This is a genomic window from Streptomyces kebangsaanensis (assembly GCF_001906585.1).
GTDB lineage: Bacteria > Actinomycetota > Actinomycetes > Streptomycetales > Streptomycetaceae > Streptomyces > Streptomyces kebangsaanensis.
Window position 1 is genome coordinate 120,805 of sequence record NZ_JUJA01000158.1, and the last position, 15,785, is coordinate 136,589.

The window sequence follows — 15,785 nt, forward strand, 5'->3', positions numbered from 1 at the left end:
GGCGGGGTTGCGCGGGGAGGATGGACGGATGGTGCACAACGACGGCTTTCGCGCGCTGGATCGGCAGGAGTGCCTGCGGTTGCTGGGCAAGGTGCCGGTCGGGCGGGTGGTGTACACGCGGCAGGCCCTTCCGGCGGTGCTGCCCGTGAACTTCGCCCTGGACACGGACGCCTCCGTGCTCGTGCGGACCTCGGCCCGGTCGGACCTGGTGCGCGCCGTCGACGGTGTCGTGGTCGCCTTCGAGGCCGACGAGTTCGCCACGGAGACCCGGTCCGGCTGGAGCGTGGTCGTCACCGGCCGGGCCCACGTGGTGACCGACCCCGCCGAGCACGAGCGGCTGCTGCGGACGGGACCCGACTCGTGGATGCCCATCCAGGACGACGTCTTCATCCGCGTCGAGGCCGCAATGGTCACGGGACGCGAACTCACGGACCTGCGCGCCACGGGCTGAGCCGCCCCGACGACATGATCCCGGAGCGCCGGGGCGCCAAGGCCCTGGGGACCGGACAGCGCAGCCCGCGGCGCCCGAACGGCACACCCCGGGACCATGGAGGCACAGCCCGCGACGCCGAGGCAGCGGACCCCCGCGACACCAAAGCAGCCGACCCGCGACAGCCAAGGCAGCACAACCCCGGTGCACCAAAGCAGCACACCCCCCGCCGACACCGGGGCGGCAGGCCGGCGGCAGCCGGGGCGGCACAGCCCCGGGGCCGGTGGCGCGGCCCGCGGTGTCAGGGCGGTCGACCCCGCTGTGGCGGGTGCGCCGGTGGGTTGGGCCGAACGGCCCACTCGCCGGGTCCGGGTGGCCCGTGGCGGTGGGCACCGCCGGGGCACAGGCTGGGATCAGCAGCCCCCACGGCATCCCGGAGGGGGCCGAGCGACGCACCCGCCGTCCGGTTGCGGCGACGGGTACGAAAGGAGCCGGAGACGATGACCTCCACCACCACGCTGGCCGCGGCCCTGCCGGCGGAGCACCGCGCACGCCTGATGTCCCTCGCCCACGAGGTGTCCTTCGACGCCGACACCCGCCTGTTCGAGGAAGGCCGGCACGCCGACCGGTTCTGGATCATCAAGACCGGGACGGTCGCCCTCGACCTGCACGTCCCCGGCCGGCGCGCCGCCGTCATCGAGTCGCTGGGCCACGGCGAACTGGTCGGCTGGTCCTGGCACTTCCCGCCGTACGTCTGGCAGCTGGGCGCCGAGGCCGCGAGCCCGGTGCGCGCGTACGAGTTCGACGCCGACGCCGTGCGGAAGCTCTGCGACGAGGACCCCGAGTTCGGCCGCGCCGTCGCCGTGTGGGTCGGCAAGGTGGTCGCGCACCGTCTGCAGTCGGCGCGCATCCGGCTCCTGGACCTGTACGCCCCCTACGGCAGCGGCGCCGAGTGACGGGAGGGACCATGACCGCGACCCGGCGCAGTGAGGAGGAGACCGTGCACGGCAGCCCGCACATCGTGAGCGACGTGATGACGCACACCGTCGTGTCCGTGGGCCGCGAGGCCCCGTTCAAGACCATCGTCGAGCTCATGGGGCAGTGGAAGGTCAGCGCCCTTCCCGTGCTGGAGGGCGAGGGCCGGGTGGTCGGTGTCGTCTCGGAGGCCGATCTGCTGCCCAAGGAGGAGTTCCGCGACAGCGACCCGGACCGGTTCACCCAGCTGCGCCGCCTGCCCGACCTGGCCAAGGCGGGCGGGATCACCGCCGAGGACCTGATGACCGCCCCGGCCGTCACCGTCCGCGCCGACGCCACTCTCGCCGAGGCCGCCCGCCGCATGGCCCTGCACCGGGTCAAGCGGCTGCCCGTCGTCGACGACAAGGGCCTGCTCGAGGGCATGGTCAGCCGGGGCGACCTGCTGAAGGTCTTCCTGCGCCCGGACGACGACATCGCCGAGGAGGTCGGCCGGGAGATCGTCTCCTACCTCTTCCGCGCCCCGTCCGGCCCCGTCCACGTCGAGGTCCGCGACGGCGTGGTCACCCTCACCGGCCACATCCGGGACACCTCGCTCGTCCCCGTCGCCGCCCGTCTGGTGCGCGCCGTGGAGGGCGTCGTCGACGTCGAGTGCAACCTCACGAGCGGCGCCGCGGTCACTGATCGGCCGGCGTGATACGGCGTCCCGTCAGGCGGGTGGGTCGGATCCGCACCCACAGCGTGCGCCGCCCGCCCGCCCACGGGGAGGAGTAGGCCCGCTCCTGAAGCCGTCGTACCTCCTCGGGATCCGTCACGGCCTCGGCGCGGCCGAGCGCAAGCACGCTCCATCCCTGGCTCATCGCCTCGTCGACGCGGTCCACCTCGAAGGCGACCTCCGCGTCGACGGCCTCGGCGGGCGCCGCGTCGGGCGCGGTGCGGAAGACCAGGTCGCCGTCCACCACGTCGTAGTTCACCGGGTACACGACGGGTCCGTCCTCGGTGGTCAGCGCGACGCGCCCGACGCCGTGCGTGGACAGCAGCGCCCGGCACTCGTCCTCGTCGAGCTCCAACAGCCGGGGGTGGAGCAGCGCCCGGCCCTGTCCCGGCGGGCGTCCCTGGCCGCCGCCGCGCAGCCCGTCGAGCGTGGTGCCCAGTGCGCCGGCCAGCCGCAGCAGGGTGGCCGGGCTGGGATCGGAGGGGTGTTGCTCCAGATAGGCGAGGTACTGCGGTGACATCCGCGCCCGGTCGGCCGCCTCACCCAGGCTGAGGCCCGCGCGCCTGCGGGCGGTGGTGATGCGCCGCCCGACGTCCCCGACGCCGCCGGCCGGGGACACACCCTCGCGCGGCTCCCGCTGCCGGTGCCGGATGTGCGCGTCCGGCCCGGGGAACACCACCGTGACCTCCCCGGTGTCCGACCAGCGCACGTCGTACGGGGGTGTGCCGTCGTCGTGGTGGAGGCCGACGATCTCGCCGTCGCGCCGGACGACGCCGGTGACCGGGCTTTCGACGACCAGTCGATCGCCGAGCTGAGCGCGCATGATCCTGTCTCCCCTGCCTTCCCTCGCGGGGCCCGCTCTCCAGGATCACCCGGGCCCGCGGCCCTCACCAGCCGGGCCCGGCCGCGTCCCCCGCGGTGTCAGCGGCCGTTGCCGCGCAGCCGGTCCCGGGCCTGGGTGGCGATCACGGCGGCCTGCACGCGCCGCTCCACGCCGAGCTTGGCCAGCAGCCGGGAGATGTGGTTCTTCACCGTCTTCTCGGCCAGGTACAGCCGCTGCCCGATCTGCCGGTTGGTCAGCCCCTCGCCGATCAGGGCCAGGATCTCCCGCTCCCTGTCGGTCAGTCCGGGCAGCTCGTCCGGCTCCTCCTCCCGCTCCTGCCCGCCCCGCAGCCGGGCCATCAGCTTCGCGGTGGCGCTGGGGTCGAGCAGCGACTGGCCGCGGGCCACGGTACGCACCGCCGAGACCAGGTCCGAGCCCTGGATCTGCTTCAGTACGTAGCCGGAGGCGCCCGCCATGATCGAGTCCAGCAGCGCCTCCTCGTCGTCGAACGAGGTCAGCATCAGGCAGGCCAGATCCGGCAGGCGGGAGCGCAGCTCACGGCAGACGGTCACGCCGTCGCCGTCCGGCAGCCGGACGTCGAGCACCGCCACGTCCGGGCGCAGCGCGGGCACGCGGACCAGGGCCTGCTCGGCGGTCGCGGCCTCCCCGATCACCGTGATGTCCGGTTCGTCGTCCAGCAGGTCGTGCACCCCGCGCCGTACCACCTCGTGGTCGTCGAGGAGGAAGACCCGGATCGGGCTGTCGGGCCCGGCCTGCTCACGGTCCGCCATCGAATCGCTCCTTGTGCCGTCGTCGTGCCGTCGTCGTGCTGTCGTGGGTGTCCCCTGCGATTCTTCCCCTCGGCACGCCGCGGGGCCAGGGCCGGTCGGCCCCGACTCCGGCCCCGCGAGTGGAGGACCTCAGCCGTCCCAGGACCAGTCCGCGACCTCGGGCATGTCCACCCCGTGCTCCCGGATCCAGGCGTGGTGGCGCAGCCGGGCGTCCTCCATGCGCTGGCGTACGGCGGCGGCGCGCACCGCGAGGCCGGGGACGCGGTCGATGACGTCCATGACCAGGCGGTAGCGGTCCAGGTCGTTGCCGACGACCATGTCGAACGGCGTGGTCGTGGTGCCGATCTCCTTGTAGCCGCGCACGTGCAGGTGGGGGTGGCCGGTGCGCCGGTAGGCCAGGCGGTGGATCAGCCACGGGTAGCCGTGGTAGGCGAACAGCACCGGCTTGTCCCGCGTGAACAGCCCGTCGTACTCGAAGTCGGTCATCCCGTGCGGGTGCTCCTCGCTGGGCATCAGCCGGGCGATGTCCACGACGTTGACCACGCGCACGGCCAGTTCGGGCAGGTGCCGGCGCAGCAGCTGGGCGGCGGCCAGCACCTCCTGGGTGGGCACGTCGCCCGCGCAGGCCAGCACCACGTCGGGTTCGCGGCTGCCGTCCTCGGTGCCGGCCCACTCCCAGATGCCGGCGCCGCGCGCGCAGTGCGTCTTCGCCTGCTCCATGGAGAGCCAGTCGAAGCAGGGCTGCTTGCCGGCGACGACCACGTTGACGTAGTCCCGGCTGCGCAGCGCGTGGTCGGCCACGGACAGCAGGGTGTTGGCGTCCGGCGGGAAGTAGACCCGGACGGCCTCGGGGCTCTTGTTGAGGATGTGGTCGACGAAGCCGGGGTCCTGGTGGGAGAAGCCGTTGTGGTCCTGGCGCCACACGTGCGAGGTGAGCAGGTAGTTGAGGGAGGCGATGGGGGCGCGCCAGGGCAGTTTCCGGGTGACGCGCAGCCATTTGACGTGCTGGTTGACCATCGAGTCGACGATGTGCACGAACGCCTCGTAGCAGGAGAACAGCCCGTGCCGGCCGGTGAGGAGGTAGCCCTCCAGCCAGCCCTGGCAGGTGTGTTCGGACAGGATCTCCATCACCCGGCCGTGCCGGTCGAGGTGTTCGTCCACCGGCAGGGTCTTCGCCTGCCAGGCCTTGCCGCTGGCGGCGTAGACGGCCTGCAGGCGGTTGGAGGCGGTCTCGTCGGGGCCGACGAGGCGGAAGTCGCGCCGTTCGGCGGTGGCGGCCATGACGTCCTGGAGCATCTCGCCGAGGACGCGGGTCGGTTCGTGCAGGGTCGCGCCGGGCTTGTCGACCTCGACGGCGTACTTCTCCAGCGGTGGCAGCGGCAGTTCGCGCAGCAGGAGGCCGCCGTTGGCGTGCGGGGTGGCGCCGAGCCGGCGGGTGCCCCGCGGGATGCAGGCCAGTACGTCGGGGCGCGGGGCGCCGTGCTCGTCGAACAGCTCCTCGGGGCGGTACGAGCGCAGCCACTGCTCCAGTTGCCGCAGGTGCTCGGGGTTGTCCCGGACGGCGGCCAGCGGGACCTGGTGGGCGCGCCAGGTGCCCTCCACGGGCAGGCCGTCGACCTCGGCGGGGCCGGTCCAGCCCTTGGGGGTGCGCAGCACGATCACGGGCCAGCGGGGCCGTTCGGTGACACCCTCCTCGCGGGCACCGCGCTGGAGTGCGGCGATGCGGTCGAGGGCGGTGTCCATGGCCTCGGCCATCGCGCGGTGCACGGCGGCCGGTTCGTCGCCGGTGACGTGGATCGGGTCGTGGCCGTATCCCCTGAGCAGCTCGTCGAGTTCGGCCTCGGGCAGCCGGGCGAGCACCGTCGGGTTGGCGATCTTGTAGCCGTTGAGGTGCAGGATCGGCAGGACGGCGCCGTCGTCGACGGGGTCGAGGAACTTGTTGGAGTGCCAGGACGCGGCCAGTGGGCCGGTCTCCGCCTCGCCGTCGCCGATCACGCAGGCGACGACCAGGTCCGGGTTGTCCAGCGCGGCGCCGTAGGCGTGGGAGAGCGCGTAGCCGAGCTCCCCGCCCTCGTGGATGGAGCCCGGTGTCTCGGGGGCGACGTGGCTGGGCACCCCGCCGGGGAAGGAGAACTGCTTGAACAGCCGTGCCATGCCGTGCGCGTCCCGGGTGACGTCCGGGTACGTCTCGGTGTACGAGCCCTCCAGCCAGGAGTTGGCGAGCACGGCGGGCCCGCCGTGGCCGGGACCCCAGACGCACAGGGCGTTCAGGTCGCGGGCCTCGACGACCCGGTTGAGGTGGGTGTGGACCAGGTTGAGGCCGGGCGAGGTGCCCCAGTGGCCGAGCAGGCGCGGCTTGACGTGCTCCGGGCGCAGCGGTTCGGCCAGCAGCGGATTGGCCATGAGGTAGATCTGGCCGACGGAGAGGTAGTTCGCGGCGCGCCAGTGGGCGTCCAGCCTCGCGAGCTCCTCGTCCGTGAGCCCGGCGGGCGCCTGCTGCGTCTCGACGGACATCGGGATTCCTTTCCGGTTCGGGCCGGTTCGGTTCGGGTCGGGTAGGTCCGGGTAGGTCCGGCGATCGGGGTACCGCGTGCCGGCGGCACCCCCCTACCCTCCCTGTCCGCCCGGGTACCCGACAGGGCCGTTCGGGTCACACCCGGGCCGGGCCCCCGCCGGCGAGGCGCGCGGCGGGACGGCATGCCCCGTCCGTTGTGACGTCAGGTCCGTCTCCGGGCGCCCGGCGCGGACCCCGCGTCGCACTCGCCGGGATCACGGGACGTGGCACGCGCGTGTCACGGCCTCTCGCCGGGCGGAGCGCCTCCCTGCCCCGCTGTGCCGTCAGGCCGTCACGCAGTCGTGGCCGTTCAGTGTGAAGGCGTGCGGTGTGGTGTTCCTGTTCTGCCAGGTTCCGATGAAGCCGAAGGACAGGGTGCCGCCCGCGGCGACGGACTTGTTGTAGTCGGCGGCGGTGGCGGTGACGCGGGAGCCGTTCTGGGCGACGTTCGCGTCCCACATGTGGGCGACGCGCTGGCCGTCGCGGAAGGACCAGGCGACCCGCCAGGTGTCGAGGGCGCGGGCGGTGGTGACGGTGACGGCGGCCTGGAAGCCGTCGGTCCACTGGTTCGTCAGGTCGTAGCGGACCCGGCAGGCGGCCGGGGCGCTCGGGTCCGGGCCGGACGTGCCAGGTGTGCCGGGCGTGCCCGGTGTGCCCGGTGTGCCCGGTGTGTCGCCACCGCCGGCGGTGGCGGTGGAGGTGCCCTGGGGTTCGGGGTCGGGGTTCTCGCGGCCGGCCCGGGTCGCCGTGCCGCTCCCGGACGGCGTGCGCGGGGCGGACCCGGAGGTGGAACCGGAGCCGGAGGCCGGAGCGGAACCGGAGGCGGAGGCGGACGCCGAGGGACCGGCGTCCGGCAGGGACAGGCCGGAGTCGGCGACCGGCCGGCCGTCGGCGTCGACGCCGCGCGCGGCCTCGCCCGTGGGGCCGCCCGTGGAGCCGTCGAACGGCATCATCGACACCACCAGCGCCAGCCCGGACAGCACGACCGCCGCGGCGAGCAGGCTCCCGCGCACGACCCGCGCCCGGGCGGTGCCCTCGGCCGGCTCCCCGCCGCCGGTGTCCGTCGGCTCGGGGCGGCGCGTGCCGAGACGCACGTCGGCGGCCCGGCGTCGGCGCTCCAGGTAGGCCAGGCCGCCCCAGCCGATCACACCGCCGGCGAGGGCGGCCGGCAGTCCGCCGCCGTTCAGCCGCAGGCAGCCGGCGGCCTCCGCGCAGTCCACGCAGGTGGCGAGGTGCCGGGTGAGGTCCTCGGGGGTCTCGGCGGCGGGCGCGGAACGGGTGACCGCGTCCAGCAGCCGGGCGTACTTACGGCACTCCGCGTCCATCGGGGTGTCGAGGTGGTTGCGGTGGCAGCGGTCCCGGAACAGGCCCCGCACCTGGTCGAGTTCCTCGGACACCATCGCCGGGTCGAGCCCGAGCCTGCGGGCCACGACGGTCGACGGCAGCGCCTCCACCTCGGCCAGCCACAGCAGCGCGGCGTCCGGCTCCTGCAGGTCCCGCAGTCCGCGCAGGGCGATCGGGCGCCGCAGCGGCGGGCCCGTGTAGCGGGCGGCCTTGTCGNNNGTTGAGCCACAGGCGCAGGTCCGGGTCGAGCCGGTGGCCGAGGCCGTCGGCCTCCCAGGACGCGGCGGTGGTGCGCACGGCGGTCAGCGCCAGCGGTATCGCCGGCAGCCGGGGCGTACGACGGCCCCGGGACGCACCGGCCTCGGCGGCCCGGACCTCGCGCAGCCCCAGCGCGAACGCCTCCGTGGCCAGTTCCCGGGCCGCGGAGGAGCCGCTCGTGCACAGGTCCGCGTAGGAGAGCACCGCGTCCCAGCACTCGGCGAACAGCGCGGCCTCGGTCGCGTCCTTGGGGCTCGGCAGGTCGGGCATGGGTCTCCTGCATCCACTGCATCCACGGGCGAGGCAACTCACCACGCTCAGAAAGGAGTTGGGGGGAGCCTCGCGGCAGGGAACGAGCTTTTCACGCCCCCGGCACAACTGACAAGCCGTGTATTCACTTCTCGTCACGGATACCGAGGTACTCAACTCCGCTCCGTAGTACGCGGCGGAGCCCCCTCCGACTCACGGTATCCGGGAAGTCACACCGCGCTCGCCTCCTGCGCGCCCTCCTCGGCGGGAAGGCTGTCCATGAAGGAGCTGACCGAGAAGACCGCGCGGCCGGGTCCGGGCGGGCCGTAGCCGGGGGGCGAGGAGAGGCCGAAGTCGTCCATGGTCGCGCGGTAGGCCTCCAGCAGCCGGATGTGGTACTCCAGCGGCGCGCCCTGCGGGTTGGCCTTGCCCAGCGGGGTGGTGGGCTCCGGGCACCAGGTGGTGAAGCGGGGCGTGATGCCGTGCGACATGAAGAAGCGCAGGCCCTCGGTGGTGGACGCGATGGCCTCGTCGACGGTGGTGAAGCCGAACGGCTCGGCCATCTCCACACCGGCCACGAAGTTGGGGATCACGTTGCGGGCCCCGAAGACGTCCGCCGAGTCCAGGATGCGGCGGTGCCACTCGTCGCGGCCGACGTAGCGCTCCTTGCCCGGGCAGTACAGCTCGAACAGCCGGCGGTCCCACACCTCGAAGTTGGGGTGGTAGATCTGCACGCCGTAGTCCTTGAACCGCTGCACGTCCGGTTTCGGCAGCGCCTGCGCGACGACCTTGCCGATCCAGCGGCCCGGGAAGCGCTCCTCGATGGCCTTGGCGTAGTGGCCGTAGAAGTCGGCCTCGTCCCGGCCGGCGACCGTCCTGGTGATGGCGCCGCCGGTGAGCGTGTAGGCGGTGGACGCCTTCTGGGTGTCGTACCGGTCGATGATCTCGAGCGCCTCCAGGACCTCCTCGACGTCCTTGACACCCGTGTAGGGCCGGCCGGCCGCCTTGTGCTGGCGCCAGTTGTGGTTGATGTCGCAGTACTGGCACTCCTCCTTGGCGCCGAAGTACTGGCAGACCCGGAAGACGGTCAGGTAGATCAGGTAGCCCCACTGGATGGTCGGGGCCACCTCCATCACGGACTTCCCGTTGGACAGCGTGTGCCGGTAGTACTCGGGCATGGGCGGCACGCCGACGTCGGCGATCCGCCTGCCGTCGAGGTAGAGCCCGAGCAGCCCCTCGTCGTCGGCCGCGACCCGGTAGGGCGAGGACGGGTTCACGCGCACCGACACGACGGTGCGCCGCAGGTCGTACGGTCCGCCGGTGAGGATGATCTCCTCCGGCGGCCGCCTGAGCGCGGCCTCGCCCAGCTCGGGCAGGGTGCCGTGGTCGAAGGAGAAGATGAAGTACGACTTCGGCTTGACCTCGCCGTCCTCGTTGTCACTGAGCGCGGAGGGGTCGAAGGCCACACCACCCCGGAGCAGGTCCTCCTTGAGGACCGCCTCCCGCGGCACGTGCGGGAAGCGCTCCATCAGATCCTCGACCAGCGCGGTACGGCTGCCCATCCCGTCTCTCCTCACGACTTCGTACGTACGACTCCTCACGGTATGCCCACGCCCGCGCGCGGGTCGTGCCGGGTCCCCCGGACAGACGCCGTGGGGGGCCGGTCGGGTAGGTTCACCCGGAGACCACAGGGGCCGCGGCACGACGGGGAGGGAGGCCGGGATGGCCGGGAGGACCGGGAGGACGACCGGGACCGTGACCAACTGGGCGGGGAACATCGCCTACGCCGCCGGTGAGGTGCACCGGCCCGGCTCGCTAGACGTGCTCAGGGCGCTGGTCGCCGGGAACACGAAGGTGCGGGCGCTGGGCAGCGGGCACTCCTTCAACGAGATCGCCGACCCGGGCACCGGGGGCGCGCTGCTCTCCCTCGAGGCGCTGCCGGCCGAGGTGGACGTCGACACGGCGGCCCGTACGGTCCGGGTGGGCGGCGGGGTCCGGTACGCGGAGCTGGCCCGCCGGGTGCACGCGCACGGGCTGGCCCTGCCCAACATGGCCTCCCTGCCGCACATCTCGGTGGCGGGGTCAGTGGCGACGGGCACCCACGGCTCGGGCGTGTCCAACGGTCCGCTGGCCGCCGCCGTACGGGAGGTGGAGATCGTCACCGCGGACGGCTCCACGGCCGTCATCGGCCGGGGCGACGCGCGGTTCGGCGGGGCCGTCACCTCCCTGGGCGCGCTGGGCGTGGTCACCGCGCTCACCCTGGACCTGGAGCCCGCCTACGGGGTGGAACAGCACCTGTTCACCGAACTCCCCCTGGACGGGCTGGACTTCGAGACGGTGGCCGCCGCCGCTTACAGCGTCAGCCTGTTCACCGACTGGCGCGACCCCGGCTTCCGCCAGGTGTGGCTCAAGCGCCGCACCGACCAGCCGCTGCCCGCCTTCCCGTGGGCGGTGCCCGCCAAGGTCGCGCTGCACCCGGTGCCGGGCATGCCGGCGGAGAACTGCACGCGGCAGTTCGGCGTGCCCGGCCCCTGGCACGAGCGGCTGCCGCACTTCCGCGCGGAGTTCACCCCGAGCAGCGGCGCGGAGCTGCAGTCGGAGTACCTGCTGCCGCGCGCGTACGCCCTCGACGTCCTCCACGCCCTCGACGGCGTCCGCCGGACGGTCGCCCCGGTCCTCCAGACCTGCGAGGTGCGCACCGTCGCCGCCGACGAGCAGTGGCTGAGCCCCTCCTACGGCCGGGACACCGTCGCGGTGCACTTCACCTGGGTCGAGGACACGGCGGCCGTACTCCCGGTGGTCCGCCGCCTGGAGGAGGCCCTGGAGCCCTTCGCCCCCCGCCCCCACTGGGGCAAGGTCTTCACCGCCCCGACGGCCACCCTGCGCGGGCGCTACCCGAAGCTGGACGACTTCCGCACCCTGGCCCGGGACCTGGACCCCACCGGAAAGTTCACCAACGCCTTCCTCGCGGACCTCCTCGTCGGCTGACGGTCCCGGACGGCACCGGCCGGAGGCTGAGGAGGGCCCGCGTCCGGTCCGGGCGCTGTCCGCCATCGGCTGCCACGAAAGCCTGCCCGGTCTAAGGTGAAGGCGACGGAGAGCCGGACAGGGTGAGCACCGTGTCCGCGGGCAGGTCCCGCAGTGGCGGCGACTCGCTCCGGGCCTCCCACCACCACTCTCCGGCACCGGCTGCCAGGAGCAGCAGCCGGACGCGGGCCGCGGGTCCGGCGAAGGCGCGACGAGCCACGCCGTCCAGCAGGGTGTGCAGGGTTCCGGGCCGGGTGTCGGCCCGGTCGACGACGAGCAGCAGGGGCACGCAGGTGTCCGCGACGACGCCCAGTGCGCGCTCGTCGGCGTCGGCGGCAAAGCCCGCGGCCCAGCCCCGGCCGCTCATCCGCTGGACCAGCGTCCGGGCCAGGCGCCTGCGGTGGCCGCTGCCCGCTCCGACGACGAGCCGCACGGAGAAGAGGTCCTGTCCTTCGCACCACCGTGTCAGCGAGTCCGTCTCCCCCGCTTCCGGGCCCTGGCCCGCGGTGGGACCCTCCTCAAGGGCGGGCTGGAGTTCGGCGGCCTCCAGCGGTCCGGGCGCGGCCAGTGCGCGAAAGTCGGGGTCCCGCAGCAGCGCCGCGGCGGGCACCACGCTCAACCAGGCCGTGCCGGGTTCGCGGACCGCGTCGGCCACGACCCCGAGGACGAGCCCGTGGCAGAGTACGGCGGCGCCCGGCACTCCGGGCCACGGCGTCGGGCGGCCCTCCGCCGCCGGGCCGGGCAGCGTGACGTGGTAGCGGCCGGCCTTGACCGCCGACCCGGCGTTGACCGTGCCGTGCACGACCCGCGCGTCCCCGTCGGGGAAGGCGGTGAGGCGGACGGGGACGGAGGGGCGGCGGGTGGCCAGTCGGCCCCAGCGCGGTGGCGGTGACCGGCGGGACAGCGGGTGCTGCTCGTCCCAGTCCGTGTCGAGAACGCGCAGCAGTGCCGCGTCCAGCCGTTCGGCCCGGGGGCGCGTCGGGTCGTACCGGTGCCACACCACCGAGCACCGCCAGGGCCGGAGCGTCCCGGGGAGGCGGAAGGTACTGGTGGCGCCGGTGCCCGCGGTCTCCGCCGAGGTGAGCAGCAGGCCGGCGCCGAGGAGGTGGCCGACGCCTTCACCGGCGGGGCCGGAGACCCGTACCGCGCGGGGGTCGGGGCCCGGGGCCGCGCGGGTTCCGTCCGGGGCGGGCCGGCCATGAGCCATCACTCGTCGGGGAGTTCGTCGAACTCGTCCCCGACCTCGGTCATCGTGAACTCGTAGTCGCTGAGTTCGGCGCTGGGCGGCGGTTGGACGGGCGGGGCGGCAGGCGGCGGTGGGACCGGCACTTCCTGCCGCTCGGGCTGCTCCGACTGTTCCGGCATGCTGTGCTCCCCTCAGGCGCCCGACGCCCTTCGTCGTTCTCGCGAGAGTACTGGTTCCCTGACGTCCCGTCGCTCCCGTCGCACCGGTCACCGCGTGGCCCGGCCGGCACCCAGGTCGCTCAGTGCCGCCTCGCAACGGTCCGCCAGCTCTGCGGCTCCGCATCGCACGGCGTCGGCGGCGGCCCGGCGCAGGAACTCGCGCGCGGCTGCCGGATCGCGGGCCGTGAGGGCGAACCCGCGGTGCATCAGGATCCGCACGACGGTCGGGCCCGCCGGGCTCCATCCTGCCGCGCGCGCGGCCGTCAGGGCCCGGACCGCCTCGTCGGTCACGCGCTCGGCGTCCTCGGGCCGCCCTGCCTGCCTCAGCAGTACGGCGTGGTCGGTCAGAGTCACGGCGAGCCGGCCGGTGGCGGCGGGTCCTCCGTCCGCCGCGAGGGTCCGGCGCAGGGCGACGGCCTCCGCGAGTGCGTCGAGGGCCGGCCCGGAGCGGCCGGCATCGGCCATCCGTGCCGCGAGGCCGACCAGTACGGCTGCCAGGTCCGCCGTCCGCGGCGGCGACGTCCCGTCCCCGGCGAGTCTGCGGTGGATGGCCACCGCCTCCTCGGCGCATGCCAGCGCCGGGGCGGGCTCTCGCAGAGCGGAGTGGAGCCGGCTCTGGTCGTGCAGGGCCCTGCCCAGCGCGGCGAGGTGCCCGTCCGGCGACTCCTCCACCAGTCGGCGCAGTGTCGCGACGGCCTCGCCCAGCGGCTCGACGGCCGCCTCCGGGGTGCCGGCGGCCTGGAGGTACAGCGCGTGGTTCAGCAGCGAGCCGGCCAGTTCCCCGGACGGACGGCCGGGTTCCCGGGCCGCGAGCAGCCCGCGGATCGCGACGCTGCGGGCTCCCGCCCGCAGCGCCTCGGCGGACCGGCCCGCCCGGTGGCACCAGCAGGCGTGGTGGTGCAGGATCCTGGCCAGCCGTTCCTGTCGCCCGGTGTCACCGGTGCCTCCGGCCGGGTCTCCGGCGTCGTCCCCGGACAGGGCCAGCAGCCGGTCCCCGACCCGTGCCGCCTCCTCATGCCGTCCCACCTCGTCGAGGCGGGCGCCATAGCCGAGCAGTACGTCGATGAGCTCGGCCCTTGCGTCCTGCCGGCCGTGGCCGAGACCGCTGCGCAGGCGTATGCGTACGGCTTCCTCCGCCGCCTCGACCGCCTCCGGATGGTGCCCGGTCGCGGAGAGCCGGTAGGCGAGTGCGAGCAGCGCGTCGGCCAGTCGGGCCGGTGCGGTGTCCGGCGCGGCGCGCAGGCGGGTGACGCTCTGCCTCGCCATGCTCAGGGCGGGACGGGCGAGGACCTCGGTGTGGCGCGGTACCGCGGAGAGCAGATCGGCGGACAGTTCCCCGTCGGACGCCGTGTCCGCCAGGACCGTGTCGAGGGCGGCGGCCAGTGCCTCGTCGGGTTCCTGAGTCATCAGGTCGACGGCGGCGAAGGCCAGGGGGCGCGGGCGGGCGGTCACGATGCCGATGATCCGTTCCCGCAGTTCCGGGAAGGACTCCCGCGCCCGGCACAACACCCGCAGCAGATGGCCGGCCCGGCTCCGAGGCGCGCGGCCGGCGATCTCGTGCAGAAGTTCGGGGAAGTCCCGGAGCGTGGAACCGGCCTGGTAGGCGCCGAGCGGGTCCGGCGCCAGGCCCGTCCAGTAGCTGTCCTGCCCGCCGTACAGCTCATGGAGCCACACGGCGGCGGCAAGTCGGGTGTTGGCGGTCTCGCCCTTCATGCAGCCGAGGTCCGCCAGGAAGGCGTGGGCCTCGGGGAGAGTGGCGGCCCGGTGCAGCGTGGCTCCGGCGACCAGTTGGCGGAGGGTGGCGGGGTGGAGGTGGTCGATGCCGTGCGCGGCCGCGGTCTGTGTCCAGTAGCGCTCCTCGTGCAGGAGCAGCGCCTCTTCCTCGTCCGCCACGCGGTCGCCCTTCCCCGGCGAGGGGCCGTGGCGTTCCAGCAGGGCGGTGAGCGCGGCCATGTTCAGGGCGAGGGCTCCCGAGTAGCGCCGGCCGTCGAGACGGGGCACGGTCCGCGGCGCCGTGCCCGGCCCGCCCCGTGGGTCGAGCGCTCCCGATCCCGCGCCCTCCGGTACGCCCGGCAACGCCGCCAGCGCCGGCCCCAGTTCATCGACGGCCCGCCGGAACGCCTCGGCCCGGCTCTCCGCGTCCGGCGCCAGCGGCTCCAACTCCTGCACCGCGTCCGTCGGCAGTTCGCGCAGCACCCTCGTGACCGCGCGGGCGTGCCGCCACCACTCCCCCGCGCCCCGGGCGAGCAGCAGCAGCCGGACCCGGGTTCCGCTGCCGGCGCCCGGACGCAGGGCTCGCAGGCAGAGCCGTAACTGTTCGGGACGGGTCTCGGCGTAGTCCATCACCAGCAGCAGGGGATCCGACAGGGTGGCGAGCAGGCCGAGGCGGTCGTCCAGGCACTGGTCGTCCAGGAAACCGGCCGCCCAACCGGCATCGGTCATCCGCTCGACGAGTTCCCGGGCGAGCCGGGTCTTGCCCTGGCCGCCGGGGGCGGTCAGCAGGCGCAGGGAGAACTCCCCCGGCTCCTGGCACCAGCCGGTGAGACCGGCGATCAGATCGTCCCGTCCGTGACAGCGGACCGGGCTGACCTCGGCCCGCAGCACTCCCGCCGGTGAACCGGGTGGGGCCGGCGGAGGCAGCAGCACGGGGGCGAGTTCGACGCTGCGCGGGCGCACGCCGCCGAGCAGCCTCGCCGCCTCCGGGTCGGCAAGGACCGACTCGACGGGTACGGCGGTGAGCAAGCTCCCGGACGGATCACCCGGGTCGACACCCACGAGGCCGACCAGCAGCCCCTCGCACACCACGCCCGCACCGGACATGCCGCTCCAACGGGACGCCGGACGGCTCCGCGAGCCGGCGGACGGCGGCACGGGGGCTCTGGACTGTGCGGGCGGAACCGGTGTGCGAAGCGCGATCTCGTAGCGGTCGGCCTTGAGGCGGCTGCCCAAGGTGATCTCCCCGGTGACATGGGCGCTGTCGCGGAAGGCGAGAGCGCCCCCGGTGAGCAGTTCCATGCCGGCCGGGAAGCCCACTGCCTCGACCCGGCGGCTGCCCCGGGTGCCGGAGAGCCGTCCCCAGCCCAGGGGCGGCAGAGCGCGCGGTGCCCGGAAACCGCGGTCGTCGACACGGAGCAGCGCCGTGTCGACGCCGGTGCCGCGCGGCTCGTCGTGCCGGTGCCAGAGGACCGTGCACGTCCATGGCTCGGTCCGGCCGGGGA

12 protein-coding genes and 1 pseudogene are annotated in these 15,785 nt (G+C 74.2%); 4 read left to right on the forward strand and 9 right to left on the reverse strand.

The features are described from left to right. The first annotated feature begins 28 nt into the window (after nucleotides 1-28). The 3 genes from RH94_RS29110 (at nucleotide 29) to RH94_RS29120 (ending at nucleotide 2,099) form a co-directional block, all read left to right on the forward strand. Nucleotides 29-451 carry a pyridoxamine 5'-phosphate oxidase family protein gene (locus RH94_RS29110; RefSeq protein WP_073951329.1) on the forward strand — a complete coding sequence of 141 codons (423 nt, stop codon included), beginning with the start codon at nucleotides 29-31 and terminating at the stop codon, nucleotides 449-451. A 479-nt stretch (nucleotides 452-930) separates the two neighbouring features. Beyond that, complete coding sequence (locus RH94_RS29115; RefSeq protein ID WP_073951330.1) at nucleotides 931-1,386, forward strand: Crp/Fnr family transcriptional regulator; 456 nt, start codon at nucleotides 931-933, stop codon at nucleotides 1,384-1,386. An 11-nt stretch (nucleotides 1,387-1,397) separates the two neighbouring features. Further along, on the forward strand, nucleotides 1,398-2,099 hold the full coding sequence (locus RH94_RS29120; RefSeq protein ID WP_388348156.1) for a CBS domain-containing protein: 702 nt from the start codon (nucleotides 1,398-1,400) through the stop codon (nucleotides 2,097-2,099). Here the strand turns inward: RH94_RS29120 and RH94_RS29125 are convergent. The 6 genes and pseudogenes from RH94_RS29125 to RH94_RS29145 form a co-directional block, all read right to left on the reverse strand. Next, entirely contained in the window at nucleotides 2,080-2,940 is an 861-nt protein-coding gene (locus tag RH94_RS29125) for a pyridoxamine 5'-phosphate oxidase family protein (protein WP_073951331.1), read from the reverse strand. The genes RH94_RS29120 and RH94_RS29125 overlap by 20 nt on opposite strands. Before the next feature lie 98 nt (nucleotides 2,941-3,038). Beyond that, on the reverse strand, nucleotides 3,039-3,731 hold the full coding sequence (locus RH94_RS29130; protein WP_073951332.1) for a response regulator: 693 nt from the start codon (nucleotides 3,729-3,731) through the stop codon (nucleotides 3,039-3,041). A 129-nt stretch (nucleotides 3,732-3,860) separates the two neighbouring features. Beyond that, entirely contained in the window at nucleotides 3,861-6,245 is a 2,385-nt protein-coding gene (locus RH94_RS29135; RefSeq protein WP_073951333.1) for a phosphoketolase family protein, read from the reverse strand. 324 nt (nucleotides 6,246-6,569) lie between these two features. Next, nucleotides 6,570-7,845 (reverse strand): cellulose-binding domain-containing protein (locus tag RH94_RS29140; RefSeq protein WP_234426121.1); only part of this gene is annotated, 1,276 nt, incomplete at its 5' end. 3 nt (nucleotides 7,846-7,848) lie between these two features. Continuing rightward, nucleotides 7,849-8,157, reverse strand: a pseudogene (locus tag RH94_RS44955) (cellulose-binding protein); the annotation flags it as partial. Nucleotides 8,158-8,366: 209 nt separating this feature from the next. Continuing rightward, complete coding sequence (locus RH94_RS29145) at nucleotides 8,367-9,698, reverse strand: radical SAM protein (protein ID WP_073951334.1); 1,332 nt, start codon at nucleotides 9,696-9,698, stop codon at nucleotides 8,367-8,369. A 160-nt stretch (nucleotides 9,699-9,858) separates the two neighbouring features. Between RH94_RS29145 and RH94_RS29150 the strand changes: the two genes are divergently transcribed. Then, nucleotides 9,859-11,124, forward strand: a complete 1,266-nt coding sequence (locus tag RH94_RS29150; protein WP_073951335.1) for a D-arabinono-1,4-lactone oxidase — start codon at nucleotides 9,859-9,861, stop codon at nucleotides 11,122-11,124. 91 nt (nucleotides 11,125-11,215) lie between these two features. Here RH94_RS29150 and RH94_RS29155 read toward each other — a convergent pair whose 3' ends face one another. The 3 genes from RH94_RS29155 to RH94_RS29160 form a co-directional block, all read right to left on the reverse strand. Further along, complete coding sequence (locus RH94_RS29155; RefSeq protein ID WP_073951336.1) at nucleotides 11,216-12,370, reverse strand: hypothetical protein; 1,155 nt, start codon at nucleotides 12,368-12,370, stop codon at nucleotides 11,216-11,218. Then, the gene (locus tag RH94_RS40945; RefSeq protein WP_158073104.1) at nucleotides 12,370-12,528 is read right to left on the reverse strand and encodes a hypothetical protein; all 159 of its coding nucleotides are present in this window, start codon (nucleotides 12,526-12,528) and stop codon (nucleotides 12,370-12,372) included. Before RH94_RS40945 ends, RH94_RS29155 begins: the two co-directional genes overlap by 1 nt. 87 nt (nucleotides 12,529-12,615) lie before the next feature. Beyond that, nucleotides 12,616-15,785: tetratricopeptide repeat protein (locus RH94_RS29160; RefSeq protein WP_234426122.1), on the reverse strand; the 3,170-nt coding region annotated here is incomplete at its 5' end.

Excerpts from the sequence above, each read along its gene's own strand:
- RH94_RS29110 (WP_073951329.1), top strand. The coding sequence starts at position 29 with ATGGTGCACAACGACGGCTTTCGCGCGCTGGATCGGCAGGAGTGCCTG.
- RH94_RS29115 (WP_073951330.1), top strand. The coding sequence starts at position 931 with ATGACCTCCACCACCACGCTGGCCGCGGCCCTGCCGGCGGAGCACCGC.
- RH94_RS29120 (WP_388348156.1), top strand. The coding sequence starts at position 1,398 with ATGACCGCGACCCGGCGCAGTGAGGAGGAGACCGTGCACGGCAGCCCG.
- RH94_RS29125 (WP_073951331.1), bottom strand. The coding sequence starts at position 2,940 with ATGCGCGCTCAGCTCGGCGATCGACTGGTCGTCGAAAGCCCGGTCACC.
- RH94_RS29130 (WP_073951332.1), bottom strand. The coding sequence starts at position 3,731 with ATGGCGGACCGTGAGCAGGCCGGGCCCGACAGCCCGATCCGGGTCTTC.
- RH94_RS29135 (WP_073951333.1), bottom strand. The coding sequence starts at position 6,245 with ATGTCCGTCGAGACGCAGCAGGCGCCCGCCGGGCTCACGGACGAGGAG.
- RH94_RS29145 (WP_073951334.1), bottom strand. The coding sequence starts at position 9,698 with ATGGGCAGCCGTACCGCGCTGGTCGAGGATCTGATGGAGCGCTTCCCG.
- RH94_RS29150 (WP_073951335.1), top strand. The coding sequence starts at position 9,859 with ATGGCCGGGAGGACCGGGAGGACGACCGGGACCGTGACCAACTGGGCG.
- RH94_RS29155 (WP_073951336.1), bottom strand. The coding sequence starts at position 12,370 with ATGGCTCATGGCCGGCCCGCCCCGGACGGAACCCGCGCGGCCCCGGGC.
- RH94_RS40945 (WP_158073104.1), bottom strand. The coding sequence starts at position 12,528 with ATGCCGGAACAGTCGGAGCAGCCCGAGCGGCAGGAAGTGCCGGTCCCA.